This window comes from Prevotella sp. AM34-19LB, from assembly GCF_003468525.1.
GTDB lineage: Bacteria > Bacteroidota > Bacteroidia > Bacteroidales > Bacteroidaceae > Prevotella.
The window spans coordinates 1-20,722 of the sequence record NZ_QSIG01000019.1; the positions used below are offsets into that span (position 1 = coordinate 1).

The following is a 20,722-nucleotide window of genomic DNA, read 5'->3' on the forward strand; positions in this document are numbered from 1 at the left end:
AGGGCAAAAGCTTTAAAAATATTAAGAAAGCTTTTGCCCTTACAGGGCGGTATTGTATATGTCCATAATACCCAGGGTGTTACCCTGGGCTGGGAGCTTCTGCCCTTTCAGGGCGTATGGGATGTGGCTTATGACACACCCTCTTGCTGTATCTGTTAGAAGCGGAAGCAGAACTCTGCATCTGCCATGGAGTAATTGTGCTTGGCGAGGGTCTTGTCATTCACCAATGCATACTCGGTGAGGATGCTGATTCGCTTGCCGATGTGGAAGTTCAAGCCAGCCTCATACTGGGTCTTCTGCATATTGTTCTTGCCGTTAGGCTGATACATGTCGTAACGTGCCTTGATGTCGATTCGGCTGTTCTTTGGCAGCTGAGCCAATGGGGCAATCACTAATCCGTAAACACCCTGTGCCTTATCGCCGATTTTTGCATTCAGATTGCAGTCCTTGGCGTTGGCATCGTTGAAATTAGTGATGCTCTTGGCAAAAGCTTTGCCGGTAGAGTGGATATACTCTGAACGTACGGTCCAGCCGTCTTTCTTATATTCGAAAGAGAAGGCATAGCGGTTCTGTGAGAGCTTGCGGGTGCCAGAGAAATTGCCGACAACAGGTTTGCCACCTTCTTCGCCTACAATAACTTGCTGTCCGTGTTCATCATCGTTCCAAGTTCCCTTTCTTGCGTAAGAACCGGTCCATCCGAAGGCTCCGATGCGCATGCCGCTTACTGGCATTACCCATACACCACCAATCACATTCTTCTGATTGTCAACGTCCTTGGTGTTGGTGCCCTGACCGTTGAACACTCCAATCTGATAATGCAGCAGGTTGCGGCCGTTGGCATTCTTGAGGAAATCACCCTGAAGCTGCAGACCGATGTCACGACCATTGGAAGCGTGTTCGCCGGCACGGTCGCTGAAACCCGCCAACTTGCTCACGTTCTGTGAATAACCCATGAAGCCCTGGTCGATAGGATGCATCGGATTCTCGAAGGTAAATGGGTTCTTGAACTGACCAATCTTCACCTTGAAATAGTCATACTTCTGCCATTCAGCAAACAGATCCACCATTCTTGGGCTTGAACCCAGGTTGGAAGTGTTGCCGTTAAACTGGATCTGGGTCTTCCAGTAGAAGTCGTCGGCAATGCGACCTTCCAGGGAGATACGCGCCATACGGATGTTGAACGAATTAGATTCCGCATTCTTTTGCCCGCTGTACTGATACTGGGTCATTCCATAACCCGACAATTTCACATTGCTCAACCATGAAGGCAATTCGATGGTCTGCTTTTTCTGGGCGCTGGCTGACACTGCAGTCAAAGCCATGAGCGCCAGGATGATACCTTTTTTCATCTTATTTCTATTTTGTTTTTAGGTTTATTTCTTGGCAGCGAGTTCCTCTGCTGTGAGGTCTTCTGCTTTGGCTGCTTCCTGGGCGAGCTTCTCTGCCTCCTTGGCAGCCTTGGCTTCTGCTATCGCCTTCTCTCGCTCTCTGCGCTCCTTCTTCTTCTGCTTGATTTCAGCATCACTGCGCTTCTCGAGCAAAACGACGTTCTCTACGTGAGGAGTATGAGGGAACATATCTACCGGCTGAACGGCAGCCACCTTGTAGTGGTCGTCCATCAGCTGCAGGTCGCGAGCTTGGGTAGCTGGGTTGCAGCTTACATATACGATGCGGTTAGGTGCTGCGTTCAGAATCACGTTCACTACATCAGGGTGCATGCCGGCACGTGGAGGGTCGGTGATGATGACGTCTGGACGACCGTGTTGGGCGATGAATTCGTTGGTCAGAATATCCTTCATGTCGCCTGCATAGAAGAGGGTGTTCTCGATGTTGTTTACCTGGGAATTCACCTTGGCATCCTCGATAGCCTCTGGTACGTACTCGATACCGATCACCTTCTTTGCCTTGTGAGCCACGAAGTTGGCGATGGTTCCGGTACCGGTGTAGAGGTCGTAAACCAACTCGTTTCCGGTGAGGTTGGCAAACTCGCGAGCCACGCAATAAAGGTGGTAAGCCTGCTCGGTGTTAGTCTGATAGAAACTCTTTGGACCCACCTTGAACTTCAAATCTTCCATCAGCTCGAAGATGTGGTCGTTGCCCTTGAAGAGGCTGAGCTCTAGATCGTTGATGGTATCATTTCCCTTCTGGTTATCTACATACATGAGTGAGGTAATCTGAGGGAACTTGTCTGCCACCTGCTGCATCAGTTCCAAGGCTCTCTGCTCATCTCCCTCCTCATCGTAGTGGAACTGGAATACGAGCATCCACTCGCCTGTGTTCGAATTGCGGATCATCATGTCGCGGAGCAATCCGTGCTGCTCACGAAGATCGTAGAAGGTATAGTTGTGAGAATCTGCGTATTCGAAGACGAAGTTGCGGATTTCGTTGCAGAGGTCATCCATCAGCCAGCACTTCTTGATAGGATAAATCTTGTCGAAGGCACCGGTGATATGGAAGCCGATGGCATTCTGGGCGTGGCGTTCCTTGAGCGAAGTTACGGTATCATCCTCTTTCTGAGGAAGTTGAGCCAACTCTTCTGAAGTAAACCAGCGCTTGTTACTGCATCCGAACTCAATCTTGTTACGGTACTCCTGGGTCTTCACGCTGCCCATGATAGGGCGGAATTCAGGGAGTTCGATCTTGCCGATGCGGGTGAGCTGGTCTTCCACCTGCTTCTGCTTCGCCTTGATCTGTTCCTCGTAAGGGAGGTTCTGCCATTTGCAACCGCCACAGATGCCGAAGTGCTCGCACATAGGCTCCTGTCTTACGTCGCTCTTCTTGATGAAGCGAACTACTTTCGCCTCGCAATACTTATGTTTTTTCTTAACTACCTGCAAATCTACCACATCGCCAGGTACGCAGAAAGGCACGAAGATGACCTGGTCATCTACGCGGGTGATGCACTTACCCTCGGCTGCTACGGCCTCGATGGTGATGTTCTCCAAGAGAGGTAATGGTTTACGTTTTCTTGCCATAATTCAAATTTGTTTTTTTATGGCTGCAAAGTTAATACATTTTTGCGAGAAACGAAAGAGTTGTCCCGGATTTTTTCAGTCTTTGTCCTGGATGTTGGGATGGTGAAGGTGGAAAAGGCAGAATAGTGGAAAGGCAAAAAGTGAAAAGGTGAAAGTGAAAAGGTGAATTTGGTGAATGGTGAATAAGTCAAAAGGTCAAAAGAAACTTTTCCCTAAAAGACGAGTTACTGATGCTTTGCTATTGTATATAGTATAGTTTGCTATTATAAAAAGTAGTACTTACGCGCGTACATTATTATATAAGATTTTTATCTTTCTTATCTTGTAATTTCAGTCTTCCATATCTTGAAATTTATAGCTTATATCTTATATCTTTTCAGTGCATTCACCAAAATCACCTTTTCACTTTCACTTTTTCACTTTTGTCAAATGTGACTTTTGACCTTTTGACCTTTCCGCTAGGCGTCCCGCCGGATTTGCAATCTGGCGTTAAAAAATGTCCTAACCTATTTCGGCTCTGCGGATTTGTAATCCGCAGCAAAGGAGTATGCTTTTTCTTTTATAGGGGGATTACAAATCCCCCGTTGTCTATAGGTCGAACCTTTTTTAACGACGGATTGCAAATCCGCCGGGACGCCTGCCGGGGTCAAATCCGCCGGGACGCCTGGCGGAAGACTTTCTTATGACACACCCTCACCTTTCCTCTCCCGATGCCCTTTTTCCTACGTCGCGACGTAGCAATTCCTGCGTCCCGACGTAATAATTCCCGCGTCGCGACGTAGGAAAAGGCAGTCTTGAAGGGAGCTCTGCCTCTCAGAGTGTCAGAATCTCTTTCTTCGCCAACTTATAATTTCTTCTCAATACGGTCATATTAGTAGGGGATTGTTAAAAATAGCCTAGTGTGTGCGACAACAGTGTGAAATGTAATCTCGAGATAGCAAAAAAGAGTATAAAAGTTTGGTAGTTTCAGAGAAATGTTGTATATTTGCATCATCAACAAAAAATTGATAATAACTAGAATTATATAATATTTTTGAACCTATAACAAAATGAACGAAAAAAGAGTTTATACGTTCGGCAATGGACAAGCCGAAGGAAATGCGAAGATGCGCGAAGTTCTTGGCGGTAAGGGTGCGAACCTCGCCGAGATGAACCTTATTGGTGTACCTGTTCCTCCAGGTTTCACCATCACAACTGATACCTGTAACGAGTATTATGAGGTAGGTGAGGAAAAAATCAAGGAACTTCTTCAGGATGAAGTAATGGCTGCTGTAGCTCATACAGAGGCTTTGATGAACAGCAAGTTCGGTTCCGTAGAGAATCCTCTCCTCGTTTCAGTACGTTCAGGTGCTCGCGCATCTATGCCAGGTATGATGGATACCATCCTCAACCTTGGTTTGAATGATGAGGTGGCTGAGGGTATGGTCAAGAAGACCGGTAATCCTCATTTCGTTTACGATTCATATCGTCGTTTCGTACAGATGTACGGTGATGTTGTTATGGGTCTTAAGCCAGTTAACAAGGAAGACATCGATCCATTCGAGGCTATCATCGAAAAGGTGAAGGAAGAGCAGGGGGTTACTCTCGACAAGGACCTCTCTGTAGAGTCTCTCAAGAAACTCGTTGAGCTCTTCAAGGCAGCTATCAAGGAGCAGACTGGTCAGGATTTCCCTACTAACCCAATCGAGCAGCTCTGGGGTGCTATCTGCGCTGTGTTCCGTTCTTGGATGAACGAGCGCGCTATCCTCTACCGTAAGATGGAAGGTATTCCTGATGAGTGGGGTACAGCTGTTTCTGTCATGGCGATGGTATTCGGTAACATGGGCGAGACTTCTGCTACTGGTGTTTGCTTCTCTCGTGATGCAGGTAATGGTGAGAACCTCTTCAATGGTGAGTATCTTATCAATGCACAGGGTGAGGACGTAGTAGCTGGTATCCGTACACCACAGCAGATTACAAAGATCGGTTCTCAGCGCTGGGCTGAGCGTGCTGGCATCTCTGAGGAGGAGCGCGCAGCTAAGTATCCTTCTATGGAAGAGGCTATGCCTGAGCTTTACAAGGAACTCGATGCTCTCCAGGATAAGCTGGAGCACCACTATCACGATATGCAGGACATGGAGTTCACCGTACAGGAAGGTAAGCTCTGGTTCCTCCAGACACGTAACGGTAAGCGTACAGGTACCGCTATGGTGAAGATTGCTATGGATCTCCTCCACGAGGGTATGATCGATGAGAAGACTGCTATCCTGCGCTGTGAGCCTCAGAAGCTCGATGAGCTTTTGCACCCAGTATTCGATAAGCTGGCGCTCTCTAAGGCTAAGGTCATCACTCAGGGTCTCCCTGCTTCTCCAGGTGCTGCCTGCGGTCAGATCGTATTCCACGCTGACGATGCTCAGGAGTGGCACGAGGATGGCAAGAAGGTCATCATGGTTCGTATTGAAACATCTCCTGAAGACCTCGCTGGTATGTCTGCTGCCGAGGGTATCCTTACCGCTCGTGGTGGTATGACTTCTCACGCTGCCGTTGTAGCTCGTGGTATGGGTAAGTGCTGCGTTTCTGGTGCTGGCTCTATCAACGTTGACTACAAGTCTAAGACTGTTGAGATCGAGGGCGTAGTTTACAAGGAGGGTGATTACATCTCTCTGAACGGTACTACTGGTCAGGTTTATGCAGGACAGATTGAGACAAAGGCTGCAGAGCTTTCAGGCGACTTCAAGGAGCTGATGGACCTCTGCGACAAATATACAAAGATGGAGATCCGTACCAATGCAGATACTCCACACGATGCTGAGGTAGCTCGTGCTTTCGGTGCAAAGGGTATCGGTTTGACACGTACAGAGCACATGTTCTTCGATGATCAGAAGATCGTTGCTATGCGTGAGATGATTCTGGCAGGTACTGTAGAGGGGCGCGAGAAGGCACTTGCCAAGCTCCTCCCTTATCAGAAGGCTGACTTCTACGGAATCCTCAAGGCTATGGATGGCTGCCACGTGAACATCCGCTTGCTCGACCCACCTCTCCACGAGTTCGTACCACACGATAAGGCTGGTCAGGAGACTATGGCTAAGGAGATGGGCGTAAGCGTAGAGGAAATCAAGAAGCGTGTGAACTCTCTGGCAGAGAACAACCCTATGCTCGGTCACCGTGGTTGCCGTCTCGGTATCACATTCCCTGAGATTACAGCTATGCAGACTCGTGCCATCCTTGGTGCAGCTTGCGAGTTGAAGAAGGAAGGTTACAACCCATGTCCAGAAATCATGGTTCCTCTTATCGGTACTGTTCAGGAGCTCAAGCAGCAGAAGGCTATCATCCTCGCTACTTCTAAGGAAGTATTCATCGAGTACGGTGTAGAGGTTGAGTTCGAGATCGGTACAATGATTGAGATTCCTCGTGCTGCCCTTACAGCAGGTCAGATTGCAGAAGAGGCTCAGTACTTCTCATTCGGTACTAACGACTTGACACAGATGACCTTCGGTTACTCTCGTGACGACATCGCTTCATTCCTCCCTGCATACATGGAGAAGAAGATCTTGAAGGTTGACCCATTCCAGGTTCTCGACCAGGAGGGTGTTGGTCAGCTCATCAAGATGGCAGTAGAGAATGGTCGTGCTACCCGTCCTAACCTCCGCACTGGTATCTGCGGTGAGCATGGTGGTGAGCCTTCATCAGTTAAGTTCTGCGCTAAGGTTGGTATGAACTATGCTTCATGCTCTCCATTCCGCGTGCCAATCGCACGTTTGGCTGCGGCACAGGCTGCTGTCGAAGAATAAAGAATATTTGTTGATTATCAGTTAATTAAGAGGAAAGTCCTTTAAACAGGGGCTTTCCTCTTAATTCGTTTTTAGCAATAGTAGCACTAAAATGCTAAAAATGAAACGAAATGTTTAGAAAAGTTTTAGAGTAATTTTGTTTAACGTTTAGAGCGTGTTTAGAAGTTTTATGGCTACATTTAAGGTAATTGTTCAGAAACAGAGAAATGATGGCTTTTGGCCAGTTTACATCCGTATCACTCACAATCGTGGAGTGAAATATATAAGGACGGATAAGATTGTTGATTCTAAAGGTGTGGACAAGAAAAACAGAGAGGTTAAGGATCCTTTTGTCCTTCAGTCTTGTTCTGCAAGAATCGCAAAGTTTGCAGAGTTGTTGAATAAGGTGGAGATTAGAAAGTGGAGCGTCCATGATGTTGTGGCATATTTGGAGAAAGGTACTGCGGACATATGTTTTTCTGACTACGCTAGAAAATATCATGATGAAATGTATAATGATGGGCATGAGCGAAATGCAAGAAACTACGAATTGGCTTATCAGCATTTGGAAAGATATGCCGGAAGCAACAAGGTTATGTTCTCCCAGCTTACTACCCAGTTTATCAATGGTTGGATAAAAACTCTATCTAAGACAGCTAGAGCCAAGGAGATGTACCCTGTTTGTGTGAGACAGATTTTCAAGCAAGCATTGGCTGAGTTCAATGATTATGATAATGGTATGATTCGAATCACTACAAATCCTTGGCTAAAGGTGAAAATACCAAGTTCTGATGTTCCTGAGAAGAAGGCCATCACCATGGAAGAAGTTCGGGCGTTCTTTGCTGCCCCACTTCCAGAGAGCGACAGAGTCTTTCCTTTGCCAGAATTAGGCAGGGATGTTGCTATGATGGTCATGTGCTTGGCTGGTATCAATACCGTTGATATTTACAGGTTGAAGAAAAAGGACTATCATGATGGAATAATTGGCTATGAGCGAGCAAAGACAAGAAATGCCCGACGAGATAATGCTTATATCGAGATGCGAGTGCCTGGAATCATCCTGCCTTTATTTGAGAAGTATTTGGATAAGACCGAGTCGCCTTACTTGTTTAATTTCCACCAAAGAATGACTTCCAGTGACTCTTTCGGTGCCAATGTCAACATTGGCATAAGAAAAGTTTGCGAGAAATCACTTGGTATGAAGCATGATGAAACTTATTGCGTCTATACTTTTCGCCATACGTGGGCTACTGTGGCTCAAAATGAATGTGGGGCTACGTTGGCAGAGGTTGGCTTTGCAATGAACCACTCTGATCGCTATAGAGTTACGAGAACTTATGTGAAGCTAGATTTTACGCCAGCCTGGGAACTCAATGAAAAGGTGGTGGAGAAGATTTTCTTCACGGAAGATCGCTCTACTACTCATGTTTCAGATGAGAAAGGTGACCATTTCGAAAGATTCTCATATAAGCAGCTCATCAAAGGTACGCTGTATTATAGAGGCAAGGCTCTAGTGAAGGTGGAAGATGTCGGCTTCAATAATGTAAATGATGTTATTGAATATCTTATGGCTAGAATGCCAGATACCATCCCTGCAAGAACGATGGTTCAAATCCGTATCGAAAACAAAGATAAGGGGCAAACTAAGGATTATTGTAGAATAGTGAAATAAATATTAGTAATAACTTGCAAGTTACGAAACTTTTTCGTAACTTTGCCAACAATTAAGAAAATGAAACAGAAAAATGAGAAAGAAAGGTTTATCAGAGAAACTGTAATCAAGTATTTCTTTGACATGAGCAAATTTACATACACTATTATGGTCTTGGGTGGATTGGCGGCACTTTTTAAAATAATAAAGACAGACCAAGATGGCACGGTATCGGCTATATACTTGGGGATTGTCTTGACAATAGTCTTGGCTATAATTGGATTAATAATATCAAAAAGATAAAATTATGAATGCTTTAGGATTAACTTTTGCTATTTGCTTAGTGCCAGCATTGGCTTTTTTAGCATGGCTTTATACCCCATGGGGTAAGAAATGGTCTAAAGAACTTTGAGTATTAAGACAAAGAGAGGTGGCAAAGTTGATTTGTTACCTCTTTTTGGTTTCGGCTGCTCCCTCTTCAGTCGTAGCCAACAAACGAACCGTTCAGCTTCGCCTGTAAAGCGGTATCGCCGATGGGTGTCTTGGCAAATGTTCCAAATAGTAGCTGTTTGGAACACTTGCGCTTTTCTTATGTCTATGGCTTCGCTTTATTCCCTTTCTCCTGACTTTCATCCATCCTCGGCTTCACTGAGTTCTCCTGAAAGCCTGAGAAACTGCACTGTGATGCCATAGAGCAGCAAGGGAGATAGGCCGAACTTTCATGTGGGGCTTTGGCCACCACACCCCTTGGCGGATGGCATACATGCGAGGAGGACTTTTCTTTCAGGGTAGGCTTGCTTCCGTTTTTGGCGAAGATGAACTTCCTTCCCATCTCCACCTATTTTGAAAGCCAGGCTACCCCTCTCTCCAAGCCACATGGCTATGCCATTCTCCCCACAAGTGTGCCATCCTCTATGCCCCAAGATTCTATAGCTGAAGCTGTGGAATCTTGTCCCCTGTCGGCATCGATGATGGTGCCATGGGACTAAAGGGAGAGCGGTTGGCTTGTCCAGGATGTCCTAAAGAATATGGTGGACAAACCGATTGTTACATTTTCTTATATGGTTCTATATTTATATTTTTATTTTCTTATTTGTTTATATAATTATATATCTATATAAGAACTTAACTCGCTCTTTATAAGCCTCTTTTCTATTGTATAGATTACCAATTGTTGTAGAACGTATATATTTGAATGTTTGTAGTCTTTTTTTATTTTTTGAGTTGTTTTATGGTAACAGTCTTCTTGATGGTGATACTTCTTGTTCTTGGTATAGTCGTCTAGATTAAATCCTTTCGATTTTGATATTACTCTTCTAGAACAAAATGGCGATGTTTGTTCTTTTATGCTTCATGTCAAGAAGCTGTTTGATTTCTTGCTTCCTTTTTCTGTGTTATATTTTGGCATCTTCGTGCAAATTTGATTTTGTGTATAGATGTTGCTCTGCATTATCTAAAACCAGTTGTGAAATCAGTAGTTCTGATGCGTTCAGCTAATTTTTATAATCCTGTTAACAACCATTTTACTTTGCAAAGTTAGCCCAAGCGGTGTTGGCAAGGGCGCACATCCTGTTTGTCTCAATATCTTTTTCAGACTTTTTGGGTGCAGTTGCTCCGGTTTCAAAAACTCCATGCCCTATGGGTGAAAAACATATTGGACATCTCTTGCCGCGACTCACCTTCTCCTTGGTTGCTGTTTTTATGCACGTAAAATTAGTATTAACATTTAAAAATTACAATTATGAACGCAATGAATAATTTCACAATCTCTGGTTTCGTAGTAAATAACGCAGAAGTACATAACTTTGAGAAATCAAGCATCGCACGCTTCGGAATCTCATATAGAACCTCAGTGAAAAAGGATGACCAGGAAATCAAGCTCTCGGCTATCCTTAACATCGAGACATGGATTAAGAATGATGACACCGCCACCTTGGATTTGCTCCAGAAGGGTAAGTTGATAAAGGTTGAAGGATTCTTCAAAGCTGATACCTATACCAAGGATGGAAAGGATTTCCATGTCACCAAGATGACTGCCACCAAGATTGAATTGGTGCGAAAAACAGCAAAGGAGGCTTAGACCTCCTTTTGTTTCTATGTTCTACTTTTATTGGCAATATCTAAAAGGCTATTTTTTGAATAGCCTTTTTGACTGCTCGTTACTAAGTTGCTTATATCTAGTAGTTTATGCTTTATATCTATATATTGTTATAGATGTATATATTTATATGTCTATATTTTTATATAAACATATAGTCCTATAAGGATATAGTGCTTTGTTTCTATGTTTATATAAGGCAATATCTATATGGCTATATTCTACTTTTCTTATATCTATGTTTTCATATTTGTTTCTATTGTTCGACCTCACTTTTTTATTGAAGCGGTAGCGTGCCATCTGCCTCCCTTGCTTTTTCCCGTGCAAAGTTATGGCGGCCCTGTCAGATGCCAAGTACCAGGAGAGGACTCCTTATTTGGCTAAAACTTTCCTGGAAGCCTTCCGCAAATAATTCTTATTTGGGTATTCCAGAAAAGTTTCTACCAAATTCCTTGGCGTTCTGACTCCTCTGGGCTGCTATCCTTTCTGCACGTAAAAAGGCTACAGGAGGCGAAGGACACGCCGAGGTATGATTAAAAAAAATATCGGATCGAACGAAACAAATAACTGTAAAAGGCTAGAAGGTTCCGGAAATCCAAAGTATAATTTTTAAAGTTGAACCAATAAAACATAGTGATTATGGCAAAAGTAATAGACGAAAACATTCAGCATCAGCTGGATAAGAAGATTAGTTTCTTCGTGAAATACTTTCCTGCTCGCATTCAGAACGTAGGTGAGGATGCCAAGGCTGCAAGGCAGTTGGTATGGGCTTTCAAAGATTCTCGTGATTCTGCTTATGAGAAAGTAGCTCAGATGACTGCCAAGCACTTGAAAGAGGAATATGGCGAGAAAGTAAAAAGTATGGTTTTGGTTTGTGTTCCGACGAGTAAGAAGGAGAATTACCAAAGCAGATACATGATGTTCTGTAATAGAGTCAGTGAACTTACCGGCATAGGCAATGGCTTTTCTCATGTGTGCGTGCTTCAAGACCGATTAGATGTTCATAACCATCGAAGAGGTAAGAAAAAGACGGAACGCCAAGCGCAACTTATTGACTTGGACACTTACTATTTCAAGGACAAGGAGATATGTGTGTTTGATGATGTTGTCACCACAGGCAAAAGCTATGCGGATTTTGCTAACAAATTGGAGGATAGCGGAGCACACGTTTTGGGTGGCATGTTCTTAGGTAAAACTTTTTATAGATATAATAGACAATGATTGAAAAGTATGAAAAATGGTGTTCCGTAGCATTTACGGGACACCGATTCATCTCTTCTGATAGAGTGGAAGAGGTGAGGGAGAGTGTTAGCAATGAGATTCGCTTGCTTTATTTCAAGGGATTTCGTAATTTCTTTTGTGGAATGGCTCTAGGCTTTGATATGCTTGCTGCTGAAGAGGTGCTGAAACTGAAGGAGGAACTTCCAGGCATCCTTCTTGTTGCCACTGTTCCATATCGGGAGCAAAATGAAAGATGGGGTGCCAATCAGAAAAAACGTTATCTGATGATTTTGGAGAAAGTGGATGATGTTATTGTGTTGAGTGAGCATTATTACAATGGCTGTTTTCTCAAACGCAATGATTTCATGTTGAACCACGTTGCGGCTTTGCTTGCATACTTTGATGGAAAGCCAAAGGGAGGAACTTTTTATACTGTAAGGAATGCAAAGCGGTTGAGCTTGCAAATTTGCAACCTGTTTTGATGGTTGCCTTTTGGATAGGTATTGCTAAAAAGGTAATGCCTATCCTTTATATCTAACTTGTTGATGTAATTGGATAATTCTTTTATATTCTCATTTACCTATTATGTGAGATAGCGTATCTGTGTCTTTTTGTGGGGATGAATATGCCATATAGTTGTTATTTGGAATATTATTGTTTTCTTTTTGTTCCTATAGTCTATAGGTGGATAGAAAAAGAATATGTTAAATAAAAAGGTATATCGTGATTATGCAGCCGTTTCTATCTAATTTATATACTTTTGCGATGAAATTTTCAATTAAAACAATGATTTATGAAATTTAAAAAGGTATTATTATTAGCGTTGCTTTGTTCCTCTGTCCTGGTGGGGTGCGAGGAACATCCTTCTTTCAAGACTTCCGTAGATGCTGTGGAAGGTTGCAAGAAGGAGCTAGCAGAGTTGAAGGAAATGGATGATGTATCTGTGGAGAATCTAGCAAAAGCTACCTCTGCATGGCTGGAAATACAAGATTCGGCTTATAGTGTATTCTCTCGTGACACTACCATCAATCTAAGAAGCCCTGTTGCCATGGCTTACTTTGTTGTGTCGGATTCTATACGTGGAGAACTCAAAAGACTGGCGTTTGCCAATCCTCGTTCTCTTCGTGATGTCATGTATCTTAAATTGAATACGGCAACGGCAAGAAAGAAGATAGAAAAGTCCGATGTGTATAAGGAGGCATTGGATTTCTATGACAAGCTCGATAAGCAAGATACTTATCCAAACTTGACAAAGACACTTATTGTGTATTCGGCTTTGCTGCATAATGCCAAGCCTTTCAAGCATGAAAGTGAACTTCTTGGATTCATCTCTGAAGAAGATAGATGCTTTCGTTCTTTGATGAAGTTTTTGAGTCAGGTTTCTAATGAGCAACTGCAGCAGCTTACTGATGCTACTGCTAGCATCTTCGATGGATTATATTCTTCAGTCGGCAGAAAAGTTGATGATGTCAATGATCGTACAATGCTTTATCTTACCATGCGTTTCAATCGCCGCATCGTTCAAAATGCCTTGGCTTGCAAGCAAGATGTGGAGAATGGAAAGAAGCTTAGTCATCTCCAGAGGGCTAACTACAGATGGATGCTCATTCAGCCGTTCATGGCTATTGATGACTATTCTACTGCTGCGCTAACAAGTAAGCAAAAGGAGGAACTTCTTGACATGTCAAATGAACTTCCTATGTTGCTGAACAAATTGGAGTTGGAAAAGCAGACTAAGGAGGAAGAAGATAAATTTACAAAAGTCCTTTCCGAATATTTCTTGAAATCGTATTTGTCAACATCTTTATAATAATAAAAACATGAACGAACTTATAGACTATACTCTCATCGAGAATGAGATTTTGAAAGATTCAATCTCTGATTTCCTCTCGGAAATTAGAGAAAAATCACCTGAATACTTCAATTCCCTTGGTGTGAAAACAGTATTGCACCGTGGCTATGCAGAAGTGTTTGTACTATTGAACAAGCAAGTGATGATGGAACATTTGGTGGATGAGCTGGCTAATGTGTTGGGCATCCATGTTCTGTATGCCGTCCGAGATAATAAAGGGCAGACATATAAGGCTGTGGCTTATTCCGTTCCTGTGGAAAACAAAATGTATGTCATTCATCTGGCTTCACAACAACATGGTGTCATAGAAAACATGACGGTCAACTTCTATGATAGCTTGGAGATCATGTACAAGCAGGTTTGTAAGGAATTTACCAACATGCCGAAGTTTGATATGTTTATCCTTGAAAAGAAAAAGTACTCGGATGTCATAAACAGTTTCTATTAAAAAGTGCTGAGGTATGTTTGCAATAACATTGAAGGTGATATTGGCTTTTGTGCTCACGGCCATTCCTTTTGCTTTTCATCTCTGGGTGAAGCCGAGACAAGCGTCCTCTACCAAGTGGGGGAACTTATACTCCGTGCTTTCTGCTATTTATGAAAGGATGAAACATAGTGACAATGTAAGAAAGTTCTTTACACGTGTTTTCTTGATAGTCCTCCTGTTTGTTCAGTACGTGGATTTTGAAGCAGCGAACGCTGCCAATCTTCTTAGTAATGAATTAGCTCAGGGAAGAGTAACGATGACAGGTCAGATTGTAAATGTAGCTGACCTGTCGTTGCTAGACAATATGTTTGATAGTGGGGAAGAGATAGCTGATTATTTCTATCCATTCCAAACACCAATTTTCCTTTCTGTGGGGTGCTTGATGGTAGTTAGTCTGATGTTCTATTATCGGATTTCGGATAAGGTTCTATCCTTTCTGCATGGCAACAATATGGCATTTTCTCTAGTAGCACAAACTGTCATTTTTGTCATGGCTGGCCATTGTGGACAATACTTGTGCGCAGCGGAAACTGTGTTCATCATATTGATGGCTGCTGCCGTTTATCCAGATAAAACAGGCGAGGGAGTGCCAGGAGGAAGAAAAGGAATAGAGTATTCAAAAAAGGAAGAATTGTTTTGGAAAAACGCAGAGAGAAAAGCTGCTTAGTTTTCTAACAATGGAAAAGATTGTGAAGGTATTGCACTTCACAGATTTTCCATATAAAATATGATGTAAAAAATAGTTATGAGTGACAATAAAAAAGTACAAGGTATAGATAGCAAGATATGGGAATTGTCTGATGAGATAGTTCTTCCGATTAATGTCTTCATCTATCTGGCCAATGACAGGGCTTACAACAACCCACAGCGTCTTTCAAAGATTCAAGCCTTTGTGGATTTGGTGGAGCATTATCTGGATTCTCTTCAGAATGAGCAGGACGCTGCACTTAATATAGCAAAACTGTCAAGGCGTTGGAATTGGACACGCCCAACGGTTATAGCTTATGTCAATAATCTCAAAGCAATGAATGCTTTTGAAGTGGAGGACTCGAAGGAAGGAAAGAACGTTTCGATTAATCCGAATATTCTTTCTTCTCTAAGGGGTGGCAAAACATCTGATAGCAGAGAAAGCGGAGACTCCCTACAGTCTCGACCAACCTAGCCACATCTCTCTTCCGATGAAACGGAGGAAAACTCTTTGACAGAAAAATAAAAATATTCACATAGAAAGGATTCTTTACAAATGCGCTTGCGCATGGGCGGATTTTTTTCTCTGCTCTAGTAGCCTAATACGGAGTTTCTGCAAAACTCACTGTAACCCCCAAAAATGAAAAGTAATTCATTTTGACATTCGTGCGGCAAGCCGTGGGGATTATTAGGCTCAGGGACTTCTTCCCTAAGAACCCTTCTTTAAAGCAAATAACATATGGCAGGAGCAAAAAATGTAATAGACATGAGACCGGGAAAGGGCTTTACCACTTCCCAAAGTAATGAACACCTCAGAGTTTTCTCTGATAAGGATAGAGCTAAAAAGGCTCAGTGGAATTATGACCCTTCTCGTGAACACCTTAACTTTGAGATTGGGAAAGGTGGGGTTGTTATGAAAGTCAACAAGATGAAATCAATACCCCAGAGGATTGCAGAGAACTTGGAGGCTCGTGGAATAAAAGACCCAAACTTGTCTTTGATAAATCAAGGCAAAAGGCCTTACTTTAAGACTGTTGCTAATTTTATTCTGGGAGGAAACCGAGAGGTCATGCGCAACTTGGCGTTTGGAAACCAAAATGTAAATTGGGAGCAAGGAGCTGACAATACCCAGTTGAAACGTATGCCTGAGATTGAGAATTGGGCGAAAGATGCTTATCGGTTTATGTGTAAAAAATATGGTGAAAAAAACATAGCAGCTTTTGTTGTGCATCTTGACGAGGCTAACCCACATATTCATTGTACAGTTTTGCCTATTACTCCAAAGGAAAAGTTTTCTTTCTTGGGCGTATTCCTAGATGGTCATGATGACAAGGAAGCTTTGTCTAGACATATGACTAATCTTCATACAGAGTTTGCCAACGAGGTTGGTATAAAGTATGGATTGGAACGTGGTGACAGCATCAAAGAAACTGGTGCCGAACATCGTACGACCGAAGAGTACCGTGAGCGACTTTGGAAGGAAGCGCAGCAAAAAGAAGCTGAGGTGGAGGAAAACAACAAGACCATCGAGGGCAATAAAAAGACTATCGATACTCAGAACAACATCATGGATTCTCAGAGTCGGGAAATCAAACATGCGGCTGCTCGTTTGAAGGCTTTGCAGACTATGATTAAGAATCTTCAAACCCATAAGATGGATTTGGAAGGTGAGGTGAAAAAGTTGGAGCGTGACTTGGAAAGCGGTAAGATTACCAAAGAAGAAGCAGACCGTAAACTTGCGCAAATCAATGCTGATATTGAAAAGACAAAAGAAAAAATTGCTGACAAAATAGAAAAGTTGAAAATCGCCCAACGTCAACTAGACATTATCGAAGAAAAGAAGAATAACTTTGAGGCGAAGGCTGCTATGGCAGAAGAGAAAGCGACGGAAGCTGAAAAGAAATATAATGAAGTGAAGGCAAAAATAGACAAGGAAACTCCTGCTCTCAACAAACAGGTGATGCGTGAGATGCAAGCTCTGGGTTACCACCTAGGTGCCATCGATACTCAAAATAGATTGGAAAAGTATAATGAGTTCAAGGCTCAATTACCTGATGAACAGCGTGAGTTCTTGGACAGTACTGTTGGCAAAATATGGGATGGTTCCTTTATGGAACAAATTGCCGAGAATACATCTGCTGTTTGCTCTGTCGCTACTGCTCTCTTCATGGGGTACCTTGATAGTGCAACGACCATTGCTGCTAGTCATGGTGGAGGCGGAAGTCCTGGCAGTGGTTGGGGTAAAAAGGATGACGAGGATGACCTCGCTTTCCGTCGCAGATGCTTTGGAATGGCTATGCACATGATGAGGTCTGGAAACAAGCAGCAGCGAAAACGTTGATGCGGTTCTTATGGAAGAATATAGAGATATACTTATATAAAGGTATGGTTATAGGAATCTTTCTTTATTTTGTTATTACCTTATATTCTTCTATAATACTATATGCATATAATGCAATAATTATAGATTTGTTTGTTTATATGCTTATATCTTTATTGTTTTATATAAAGTATTGTAATAAAGTAGAATAGGAAAGTAAAACTTATATACATTAACGGATAAGATGGCGTGATGGAAATATGAGATATTTTACATCCAAATTAAAAAGATTGCATGGTGTCAAATTATATAGTTAGAATAATGTAACAATGAAGGAACATAAGTAGGCGAAAAGTTCAAGTTCCAAGGTATGACCTTGGTGGCGGTTGAGACAAAGAAGCCAACCTGTACCGGCTGTTTCTTTGAGGGTAAAATCTTGGAAACTTTAAGATGTGCATCTTGTGAGCGTTCAGACCACAAGAATGTAATCTTCAAGAAAATTGAGGGGTAGAAACTGCAAATAGTAAGTCTTTCTTTCTCTAGTTTATAAAAAATGTTGTACCTTTGCGGTGCATCAAAAAGAAGATAGTATGGATAAAAATATGTTTTTTAATACAATACAGGAATATAAAGAACTGGGCATGTCTAATCTCATAGATTATGACAAGTTCTATTTATATTCCATCGTAACTCATTCCACCGCCATAGAAGGATCTACTATGACAGAGGTGGAGAACCAAGTGTTGTTGAAGAGGGCTTGGCAGCCAGGGGAAAGAGCATGGAAGAACTTAATATGAATCTCAAAGAGGAAATCAAAAACTATAATTTGTCTCTAGGGGATGATTCTATGGAAGAGACTGTTTCACAACATATGCATAGATAAAATGAAAGCATTGTTTCCTATAAAAAAGGAGTATGTCAAGAAAATCTTTGATGGCTCCAAGGCGTATGAATATAGAAAGTCCTTTTGCTCTTTGGAAGTAGATACTATTGTTATCTACGAATCAAGGGGAAAGGGACTTGTTGTTGGTGAGTTTGAGATAGCGGATAGGTTATGTGATACTCCAAGAAATATATGGGAAAGAACAAAGGGGTATGCTGGTATATCGGAAAGTGACTTCTTTTCATATTTCGAAGGGAGAGACAAGGCTTGTGCTTATGTTGTCGGGAATGTCAATGTGTTCTTGAAGCCCAAAACTCTCCAAGACTATGGAATTAATGTCGTGCCTCAGAATTTTTGTTATATCAGATAAACTTAAATTAAAAAAAGTTATAGAATGAGCGGAATGTTATATTCATATAACTTTATTTTGTATCTTTGTTGCGTATATATAACATTATAAGCATGACAAAGTTTACAAAAGCAAATTGGATGACCAGACAACTGGCGGAGAATCTTTGTGTAATGGGTGAGCAACTTAAAATGGCGAGAATGAGGAGAAACTTGACCATGGAAATTGTAGCAGCAAGAGCACAATGTAGTCGCCAAACTTTGGCAAGATTGGAAAGTGGCTCACCTGAAGTTTCAGTAGGGGTATTGGCACGTGTTTTGAATGCACTGCAGATGCCTGATGAGTTGTTGCTCATTGCTAAGAACGATGAGATGGGAAAGGTCATACAAGATATTGATCTAAAGAATAAAAAACGTGTAACAGGAAAATGACAATGGAAAAAATTAAGGTTGTTGCCGACTTTGATTGGCTTGAAAATGAGGAAACTATAGGACTTCTTGGGCATGAATCTCAGAGGGGGACAGATGTATATACCTTTGAGTATGATAAGGACTGGTTGAAAAGACATCCTTCTTTAAATCTAGGAAAGGAGCTGCAATCTTTTCCTGGGGTTCAATATAATCCTACAAGAAACAGAATATTTGGAACATTCTCTGATGCACTGCCTGACAGATGGGGACGAAGACTTATTGATTTGAGAATCCACCAGGAAATGAAAGACTCTGGAGAACGCAGGGTAAATATTTCTGATTGGGACTACTTGAAAGGAGTGGAGGATTCCTTAAGAATGGGTGCTTTTCGTTTCAAGGACATAGCTACAGATGCTTACATAAGTTATAATAAGTCATATTCAATTCCACCAATTTTGTTCTTGGATGAACTGTTGGAGGCTGCAGGTCAGATAGAGAAGAGTGAGTTGAACAGAATGGAACCTGAATCAAGATGGATTCAGCGAATATTCCAACCAGGTTCTTCTATGGGAGGAGCTAGACCTAAGGCTTGTGTGAAGGAAGGTGAAGATTTATATGTTGCGAAATTTCCTTCTGTAGGGGATGAGATAAACATTTCACGTTGGGAATATTTTGCTCATTCTATGGCTAAGGATTGTGGTATAAACGCTGCGGAGTGCAGAGTGGTTTCAAGCAAGGATAGTCGTGATGTCCTTTTGTCTAAAAGGTTTGACAGAACAGAGAATGGAAAGAGAATACACATGGCATCTTCTCTTACATTGTTGGGATTGAACGATGGTGATGGGGAAAGTACAGGAAAGGGGTATCTTGATATTGTGGATTTTATTGTGGCCAATGGAAGTGTTGATATGGAAAAAGAATTGGAGGAACTGTATCGCCGTGTGGCGTTCAATATTTGCATAGGCAATACTGATGACCATTTCAGAAATCATGCTTTCCTTTTGAAAAAGGATGGATGGCACCTGTCACCAGCTTATGATATGAACCCTACCAACAAATATTACCATTCCTTGCTAATCGATGGTTATACCAATGAATCTAGCTTGGATGTACTTTATGATGCCCATGAAAGCTATATGTTGGATGAGACAACTGCTAGAGGAATTATTAAGGATGTTACTCGCAATATGAAATATTGGGAGAGCATGGCTTTGAGATGCGGTTTGTCAAGAAGTGATCTGAAAGTTTTTCAAGAACGTATAGAAGAAGGGATGGAATGGAAATGTGGTTCTACACTACATAGATAGAATAAGTGAGTGTGTCATAAGTCCATGACACACAAAAAGCCGTATTGAGGTGCTACCCTAACACGGCTTAATCTTTGTGATTTCTCACCAAAATGCTTTTTTTACATTTCCGATTCTTCGATAATTCGTTTGGTTTCGTGCTCGTAGGCGAGGCGTGAATAGCTCTCGCCCTGGCACAATGGGCAGCTGCACGGTGTGCCAGTGGTCTTGTACACTTGCGCCCAGTGGCTCTTTATTAACTGTGTCCAATGTGGATGTTGCACATATGTGCCATCGTCCAACATAAAACTGCGGAAGCCATCGGCACGCTTAACGATTCTCGACTTAAGCAAACGATACTGTTGCTTTCTTCTCCATAACTTGTTTCTTTCTTCCATCGTCTCTTTCGATTAAAATTATCTTCTGCGATGATAAAAGAATAAAGTTATAGTTTGTGTCCATATCTAAATGTATTTTAGTTCGTTATTTATTTTTGTCCTATTCTGTAAACCTTTCTCATGTGTGCGTCAATAAATCCGCATGACGCAACAAGCGGCAAAACCTTTGCTTCGTCCTCTGCCGTGAGATGTCCAACACGCTCGGCTCTCACCGCCACGCTCTTTTTCGCCTTCATTGGAAACAACTGTGCACAATCCAAGCGGCTGTCTTTTGTCAACACGCCTTTGTAGTCTTCGGCTTTTAAAATGTACTGAAAGCGTTGCATGGCTGGAACGTTACGGTAAAAATCCAAGTC

At 42.2% G+C, this 20,722-nt stretch carries 18 protein-coding genes and 2 pseudogenes; 16 read left to right on the forward strand and 4 right to left on the reverse strand.

The genetic code is table 11. From position 1 onward, the window contains the following. Window positions 1-155: 155 nt before the first annotated feature. Complete coding sequence (locus DW830_RS07450) at window positions 156-1,349, reverse strand: porin (RefSeq protein ID WP_119249445.1); 1,194 nt, start codon at window positions 1,347-1,349, stop codon at window positions 156-158. 177 nt (window positions 1,350-1,526) lie between these two features. Continuing rightward, a pseudogene (gene rlmD, locus DW830_RS07455) lies at window positions 1,527-2,975 on the reverse strand (23S rRNA (uracil(1939)-C(5))-methyltransferase RlmD); the annotation flags it as partial. 1,049 nt (window positions 2,976-4,024) lie between these two features. Between rlmD and ppdK the strand changes: the two are divergent. The 16 genes and pseudogenes from ppdK (at window position 4,025) to DW830_RS07540 (ending at window position 19,989) form a co-directional block, all read left to right on the forward strand. Next, window positions 4,025-6,745 (forward strand): pyruvate, phosphate dikinase, encoded by a 2,721-nt coding sequence (ppdK, locus tag DW830_RS07460; protein WP_119249446.1) that lies wholly within the window; start codon window positions 4,025-4,027, stop codon window positions 6,743-6,745. A 169-nt stretch (window positions 6,746-6,914) separates the two neighbouring features. Then, window positions 6,915-8,396: a phage integrase SAM-like domain-containing protein gene (locus DW830_RS07465; protein ID WP_119249447.1), complete on the forward strand. Its 1,482-nt coding sequence runs from the start codon at window positions 6,915-6,917 to the stop codon at window positions 8,394-8,396. 60 nt (window positions 8,397-8,456) lie between these two features. Next, the gene (locus DW830_RS07470; protein ID WP_117587336.1) at window positions 8,457-8,678 is read left to right on the forward strand and encodes a hypothetical protein; all 222 of its coding nucleotides are present in this window, start codon (window positions 8,457-8,459) and stop codon (window positions 8,676-8,678) included. Window positions 8,679-9,190: 512 nt separating this feature from the next. Then, the gene (locus tag DW830_RS15665; RefSeq protein WP_158573454.1) at window positions 9,191-9,364 is read left to right on the forward strand and encodes a hypothetical protein; all 174 of its coding nucleotides are present in this window, start codon (window positions 9,191-9,193) and stop codon (window positions 9,362-9,364) included. 752 nt (window positions 9,365-10,116) lie between these two features. Then, the gene (locus DW830_RS07480) at window positions 10,117-10,455 is read left to right on the forward strand and encodes a single-stranded DNA-binding protein (protein WP_117588259.1); all 339 of its coding nucleotides are present in this window, start codon (window positions 10,117-10,119) and stop codon (window positions 10,453-10,455) included. 657 nt (window positions 10,456-11,112) lie between these two features. After that, window positions 11,113-11,694, forward strand: a complete 582-nt coding sequence (locus DW830_RS07485; protein WP_119249450.1) for a phosphoribosyltransferase — start codon at window positions 11,113-11,115, stop codon at window positions 11,692-11,694. Then, complete coding sequence (locus DW830_RS07490) at window positions 11,691-12,176, forward strand: SLOG family protein (protein ID WP_317125384.1); 486 nt, start codon at window positions 11,691-11,693, stop codon at window positions 12,174-12,176. The genes DW830_RS07485 and DW830_RS07490 overlap by 4 nt, the downstream gene beginning before the upstream one ends. A 311-nt stretch (window positions 12,177-12,487) precedes the next feature. Continuing rightward, window positions 12,488-13,504: a hypothetical protein gene (locus tag DW830_RS07495; protein WP_117588025.1), complete on the forward strand. Its 1,017-nt coding sequence runs from the start codon at window positions 12,488-12,490 to the stop codon at window positions 13,502-13,504. Window positions 13,505-13,514: 10 nt separating this feature from the next. Further along, the gene (locus DW830_RS07500; protein ID WP_118085903.1) at window positions 13,515-13,994 is read left to right on the forward strand and encodes a hypothetical protein; all 480 of its coding nucleotides are present in this window, start codon (window positions 13,515-13,517) and stop codon (window positions 13,992-13,994) included. 13 nt (window positions 13,995-14,007) lie between these two features. Then, a complete protein-coding gene (locus DW830_RS07505) occupies window positions 14,008-14,700 on the forward strand; it encodes a hypothetical protein (protein WP_117588023.1) in 693 nt (230 codons plus the stop codon). A gap of 78 nt (window positions 14,701-14,778) precedes the next feature. Then, on the forward strand, window positions 14,779-15,195 hold the full coding sequence (locus DW830_RS07510; protein ID WP_119249451.1) for a hypothetical protein: 417 nt from the start codon (window positions 14,779-14,781) through the stop codon (window positions 15,193-15,195). A gap of 264 nt (window positions 15,196-15,459) precedes the next feature. Further along, a complete protein-coding gene (gene mobV, locus DW830_RS07515) occupies window positions 15,460-17,061 on the forward strand; it encodes a MobV family relaxase (RefSeq protein ID WP_153083329.1) in 1,602 nt (533 codons plus the stop codon). 569 nt (window positions 17,062-17,630) lie between these two features. Further along, window positions 17,631-17,842: pseudogene (locus DW830_RS16430) on the forward strand (cell filamentation protein Fic); the annotation flags it as partial. An 82-nt stretch (window positions 17,843-17,924) separates the two neighbouring features. Further along, window positions 17,925-18,293 (forward strand): hypothetical protein, encoded by a 369-nt coding sequence (locus DW830_RS07530; protein WP_117586797.1) that lies wholly within the window; start codon window positions 17,925-17,927, stop codon window positions 18,291-18,293. Between the two features lie 92 nt (window positions 18,294-18,385). Continuing rightward, window positions 18,386-18,703, forward strand: coding sequence for a helix-turn-helix domain-containing protein (locus DW830_RS07535; protein ID WP_117586804.1), 318 nt, complete (start codon window positions 18,386-18,388; stop codon window positions 18,701-18,703). 2 nt (window positions 18,704-18,705) lie between these two features. Next, window positions 18,706-19,989, forward strand: a complete 1,284-nt coding sequence (locus DW830_RS07540; RefSeq protein ID WP_118313345.1) for a type II toxin-antitoxin system HipA family toxin — start codon at window positions 18,706-18,708, stop codon at window positions 19,987-19,989. 101 nt (window positions 19,990-20,090) lie between these two features. On the opposite strand, the gene DW830_RS07545 is transcribed toward DW830_RS07540, so the two are convergent. After that, window positions 20,091-20,366 (reverse strand): hypothetical protein, encoded by a 276-nt coding sequence (locus tag DW830_RS07545; protein WP_119249455.1) that lies wholly within the window; start codon window positions 20,364-20,366, stop codon window positions 20,091-20,093. Between the two features lie 89 nt (window positions 20,367-20,455). Next, complete coding sequence (locus DW830_RS07550) at window positions 20,456-20,719, reverse strand: hypothetical protein (protein ID WP_117586806.1); 264 nt, start codon at window positions 20,717-20,719, stop codon at window positions 20,456-20,458. Window positions 20,720-20,722: the final 3 nt, after the last annotated feature.

What these genes read in the sequence shown, in the direction of transcription:
- DW830_RS07450 (WP_119249445.1), bottom strand. Translation starts at nt 1,349, where the DNA reads ATGAAAAAAGGTATCATCCTGGCGCTCATGGCTTTGACTGCAGTGTCA.
- ppdK (WP_119249446.1), top strand. Translation starts at nt 4,025, where the DNA reads ATGAACGAAAAAAGAGTTTATACGTTCGGCAATGGACAAGCCGAAGGA.
- DW830_RS07465 (WP_119249447.1), top strand. Translation starts at nt 6,915, where the DNA reads ATGGCTACATTTAAGGTAATTGTTCAGAAACAGAGAAATGATGGCTTT.
- DW830_RS07470 (WP_117587336.1), top strand. Translation starts at nt 8,457, where the DNA reads ATGAAACAGAAAAATGAGAAAGAAAGGTTTATCAGAGAAACTGTAATC.
- DW830_RS15665 (WP_158573454.1), top strand. Translation starts at nt 9,191, where the DNA reads ATGAACTTCCTTCCCATCTCCACCTATTTTGAAAGCCAGGCTACCCCT.
- DW830_RS07480 (WP_117588259.1), top strand. Translation starts at nt 10,117, where the DNA reads ATGAACGCAATGAATAATTTCACAATCTCTGGTTTCGTAGTAAATAAC.
- DW830_RS07485 (WP_119249450.1), top strand. Translation starts at nt 11,113, where the DNA reads ATGGCAAAAGTAATAGACGAAAACATTCAGCATCAGCTGGATAAGAAG.
- DW830_RS07490 (WP_317125384.1), top strand. Translation starts at nt 11,691, where the DNA reads ATGATTGAAAAGTATGAAAAATGGTGTTCCGTAGCATTTACGGGACAC.
- DW830_RS07495 (WP_117588025.1), top strand. Translation starts at nt 12,488, where the DNA reads ATGAAATTTAAAAAGGTATTATTATTAGCGTTGCTTTGTTCCTCTGTC.
- DW830_RS07500 (WP_118085903.1), top strand. Translation starts at nt 13,515, where the DNA reads ATGAACGAACTTATAGACTATACTCTCATCGAGAATGAGATTTTGAAA.
- DW830_RS07505 (WP_117588023.1), top strand. Translation starts at nt 14,008, where the DNA reads ATGTTTGCAATAACATTGAAGGTGATATTGGCTTTTGTGCTCACGGCC.
- DW830_RS07510 (WP_119249451.1), top strand. Translation starts at nt 14,779, where the DNA reads ATGAGTGACAATAAAAAAGTACAAGGTATAGATAGCAAGATATGGGAA.
- mobV (WP_153083329.1), top strand. Translation starts at nt 15,460, where the DNA reads ATGGCAGGAGCAAAAAATGTAATAGACATGAGACCGGGAAAGGGCTTT.
- DW830_RS07530 (WP_117586797.1), top strand. Translation starts at nt 17,925, where the DNA reads ATGAAAGCATTGTTTCCTATAAAAAAGGAGTATGTCAAGAAAATCTTT.
- DW830_RS07535 (WP_117586804.1), top strand. Translation starts at nt 18,386, where the DNA reads ATGACAAAGTTTACAAAAGCAAATTGGATGACCAGACAACTGGCGGAG.
- DW830_RS07540 (WP_118313345.1), top strand. Translation starts at nt 18,706, where the DNA reads ATGGAAAAAATTAAGGTTGTTGCCGACTTTGATTGGCTTGAAAATGAG.
- DW830_RS07545 (WP_119249455.1), bottom strand. Translation starts at nt 20,366, where the DNA reads ATGGAAGAAAGAAACAAGTTATGGAGAAGAAAGCAACAGTATCGTTTG.